The organism is Dyadobacter frigoris, from assembly GCF_005280585.1.
GTDB classification, from domain to species: Bacteria; Bacteroidota; Bacteroidia; order Cytophagales; family Spirosomataceae; genus Dyadobacter; species Dyadobacter frigoris.
The window spans coordinates 1-3,848 of sequence record NZ_SZVO01000045.1 but is presented as its reverse complement, the minus strand read 5'-3'; the positions used below and the strand labels follow the sequence as shown (position 1 = coordinate 3,848).

At 40.2% G+C, this 3,848-nt stretch carries 5 protein-coding genes and 1 pseudogene; 4 read left to right on the top strand and 2 right to left on the bottom strand.

What is annotated here, in order from left to right; translation table 11 throughout:
- Positions 1-438: pseudogene (locus tag FDK13_RS35070) on the top strand (potassium-transporting ATPase subunit B); the annotation flags it as partial.
- 3 nt (positions 439-441) lie between these two features.
- On the opposite strand, the gene FDK13_RS35065 reads toward FDK13_RS35070, so the two are convergent.
- Entirely contained in the window at positions 442-849 is a 408-nt protein-coding gene (locus FDK13_RS35065; protein WP_137344660.1) for a PIN domain-containing protein, read from the bottom strand.
- Positions 839-1,069, bottom strand: coding sequence for a hypothetical protein (locus tag FDK13_RS35060; RefSeq protein WP_137344659.1), 231 nt, complete (start codon positions 1,067-1,069; stop codon positions 839-841). Before FDK13_RS35060 ends, FDK13_RS35065 begins: the two co-directional genes overlap by 11 nt.
- 43 nt (positions 1,070-1,112) lie before the next feature.
- On the opposite strand from FDK13_RS35060, the gene FDK13_RS35055 reads away from it, so the two are divergent.
- The 3 genes from FDK13_RS35055 to FDK13_RS35045 all read left to right on the top strand — a co-directional run.
- Positions 1,113-1,673, top strand: a complete 561-nt coding sequence (locus FDK13_RS35055) for a K(+)-transporting ATPase subunit C (RefSeq protein WP_137344658.1) — start codon at positions 1,113-1,115, stop codon at positions 1,671-1,673.
- A 77-nt stretch (positions 1,674-1,750) separates the two neighbouring features.
- Positions 1,751-2,842: a porin gene (locus tag FDK13_RS35050; protein ID WP_137344657.1), complete on the top strand. Its 1,092-nt coding sequence runs from the start codon at positions 1,751-1,753 to the stop codon at positions 2,840-2,842.
- On the top strand, positions 2,842-3,848 hold a 1,007-nt coding region (locus FDK13_RS35045), incomplete at its 3' end, for a sensor protein KdpD (RefSeq protein ID WP_137344656.1). The genes FDK13_RS35050 and FDK13_RS35045, both read left to right, overlap by 1 nt.

The window sequence follows — 3,848 nt, the reverse complement described above, 5'->3', positions numbered from 1 at the left end:
AACAGTGGTACGCAGGCAGCTAAGGAAGCAGGAAACATGGTGGATTTGGATAATGATCCTACCAAACTGATTGAAATCGTAGAAATCGGAAAGCAGCTTTTGATGACCCGCGGTACGCTGACAACCTTCTCGATCGCAAACGACGTTGCCAAATATTTCGCCATCATCCCTGCCTTGTTTATCGCTTCGATACCAGCGCTTAAAGGTTTGAATATCATGGATCTGAACAGCCCGGAAAGTGCGATTTTGTCAGCTGTGATCTTTAACGCGATCATCATTCCGATACTGATCCCATTGGCTTTGAAAGGTGTGACTTATAAACCAATTGGCGCCAGTGCATTGCTAAGAAGAAACCTTTTTATCTACGGTTTAGGGGGTATAATTGTGCCTTTTATCGGGATTAAACTGATTGATATGGTGGTCAGTATCTGGTTGTAACTATTATTGTAAAAAAGGATTAACGATGGTGAGCCGCTTTTCAATAACCAGCCCGTGTTGCATATCTTCTGAATATAAGGTGCTGCAACCGGCCTCCAAAGCGGATGAAATTATCTTTGAATCAAACGGTTGTAACAAATACTTATTGAAAATGAACAAGGCATTTGTTATGACCGATTCATTCTCTGGCTGGATAAATGAAGCATTGGTTAATTCAGAAACAAACCGGACAGCGACGTTTCGCTCCAATTTATATTTTCTCAAGCAAACATTTAAGCATTCAAAAACGACCTGAGGACTAATAAAGGGTATATTTTCCAGAAGCGATGAAGCAATTTCTTTCTTACGGCTGTCATTTAAATCAAGAAGATATAGTGCGATGTTGCTGTCAATGAAGAAATTATCTTTCATTAGCCTCGTCCCGGTCAAATTTAAAACTACGCATGTCTATTTGTAAAGTGTTAAAGAATTGGATAGCGTTTAAAGCAGCTTTTTTCTTGGCTACATAAGCTGAATCAAGATTGTCATCTATCTCAAAAGCAATGACTTCCACACCTTTGTTGAGATATTCAATAGGTAAGTTGATAGTCAATTGAGAAGCAGTCTCGGCAACAAATACTTTACGGTACATAAATCATGTGTTTATTATCAAAAATAACGAAAATTTAATTATCATGAAAACGAACCTATTTCCCGCAATCAAATTAACCGCTATCACGCTGATTTTCTTTGCCGGGGTTTACACAATCATCATCTGGGGAATTGCCCAGCTTGCTCCAAACCACGGAAATGGACAGGTGGTAATGCAAAATGGTAAAAAGTACTATGCCAACGTAGGCCAGACTTTTACCGAAGATAAATATTTCAACTCCCGCCCTTCGGCTGTGGATTATAACGCGGCAGGTAGTGGTGGCAGCAACAAAGCACCTTCAAATCCTGAATATCTTCAAACTGTTCAGGCGCGGATTGATACATTTTTAGTACATAATCCCGGGGTGAAAAAACAAGATGTTCCTGTTGAGCTGGTAACGGCTAGTGGCAGTGGTCTTGATCCTGATATTTCTCCAAATGCGGCGCTAATTCAGCTCAAAAGAGTTGCCAAAACAAGAAACGTCTCTGAGCAAAACATTCAGAAACTAATCGAAGAAAACACCGAAGCCCCTTTGCTTGGACTTTTGGGGCCTGCAAAAGTGAATGTTTTGAAACTGAATATGGCACTTGATCAGGTTAAATAAATGCATGGATTACTCAACGTTATTAATTTGAAATCTCAACAAAACTTAAAGAGTCCAGTACACTTACCAGAATGAAAATGAATAAATTATTTTTAATTGCCGCCGGAATTTTTTCTATTCCGGTCATTGCCCAGGATACCATTTCAATTGAAAAAGCAAAACCAAATCCATTAACTTTTTCAGGTTACGTTGAAGCTTTTTATAGTTATGATTTTAACAAACCAGCCAACCACGAACGACCTGGATTTTTATATAATTACAACAAACACAATGAAGTAAATTTAAATCTGGGACTTTTTAAAGTTAACTACAATACCGAAAATGTAAGGGCAAACCTGGCTGTGATGGCCGGTACTTATCCGCAGTATAATCTGGCAGCAGAACAAGGATTATTGAAAAATATCTATGAAGCCAACGTTGGAATCAAAATTTCAAAGAAAAACAATCTCTGGATTGATGCGGGAATTATGCCTTCGCATATCGGGTTTGAAAGTGCGATTGGAAAGGACAACTGGAATTTGACGCGTAGTATTTTGGCCGAAAATTCTCCTTATTATGAGGCAGGTGTAAAAATTGGTTTTACCAGTAAAGACGAAAAATTGTACGCAGCAGCGATGTATCTGAACGGATGGCAGCGTATCCAGAAAATTCCTGGAAACCAGACGCCTGCTTTTGGGACACAGTTGACTTATAAACCGTCTTCAAATGCGACTTTGAACTGGAGTACTTATATAGGAAATGAGCAGCCGGACAGTACAAAACAATGGCGCTATTTTAACAACATTTATGGTCAGTTTCAGTTTACTGACAAATTTGGTTTGACGGCAGGTTTTGATATTGGTGTGCAGCAAAAAAGTAAAGGAAGCAGCAGTTACAATGTATGGTATACGCCGGTTTTAATTGCCAGGTATATGCCGAATGAAAAAGTCAGGATTGCAGCCAGGGGAGAATATTATGCAGACGAAAAGGGAGTTATCATTAGTACGGGAACGCCAAACGGTTTTAAAACTTTTGGTTACTCTGCCAACTTCGATTACTTGCCTGCGCAGAATGTAATGTTCAGACTGGAAGCAAGGGCTTTTAACAGCAAAGACGATATCTTTTCAAAAGATGCCGGCACCAGCAACCAGAATTATTTCGTAACAACATCCGTTGCACTATCATTTTAATGACTGAAAAAGAAAACAACGTAAAACACTTTCTGGACCTGATCAAAAAATCCAGAAAAGGGAAGTTTAAAATCTACATCGGCATGAGTGCCGGTGTAGGTAAAACCTTCCGGATGCTGCAGGAGGCCCACACATTGATGCGTAACGGCATTGATGTGAAAGTCGGTTATATAGAGACCCATAACCGTAAAGAAACGCACGACTTGCTGGAAGGCCTGCCCATTATTCCAAGAAGAAAACTTTTTTACAAAGGAAAAGAACTGGAAGAGTTTGACTTGCAGGCTGTTATAAGCCTTCGTCCAGAAATTGTTATTGTTGACGAACTTGCCCATACCAATATCGAAGGCAGCAAAAATGATAAACGCTGGCAGGATGTGATGGAAATTCTCGACGCGGGGATCAACGTGATCAGCGCCGTTAATATTCAGCATATTGAAAGTTTAAACGAAGAAATTAAACAGATTACGGGCGTTGAAGTCAAGGAAAGAATTCCGGATAGTGTGCTTCAACAAGCGGACGAAGTGGTTAATATTGACCTTACGGCAGACGAGCTGATCACCCGTTTAAAGGAAGGGAAAATCTACACAGCTGAAAAAGTGCCAACTGCACTTAACAATTTTTTCACCTCCGGAAATATTCTGCAATTACGTGAGTTGGCGCTTAAAGAAGTTGCAAGCCAGGTCGTTAGAAAGGTTGAAACGGAGGTGACTTCGAGAAGTGTGACGGCTTTGAAACCTAATAAATTTATGGCCTGTATCAGCAGCAATGCACAAACTTCGAAAAATGTCATTAGAAAAACAGCGAGGCTTGCCAGTTATTATAACAGTCCGTGGGTGTTGCTTTATGTGCAAACGCCGAAGGAAAGTATGGATAAAATTGCGCTGGACAAACAACGCCATCTGATCAATAATTTCAAACTGGCCACTGAATTGGGAGGCGAAATAATCCGGGTCGAAAGCGCACATGTTTCCAGAACCATTATGGAAGTTGCCGAGCAAAGACAAAT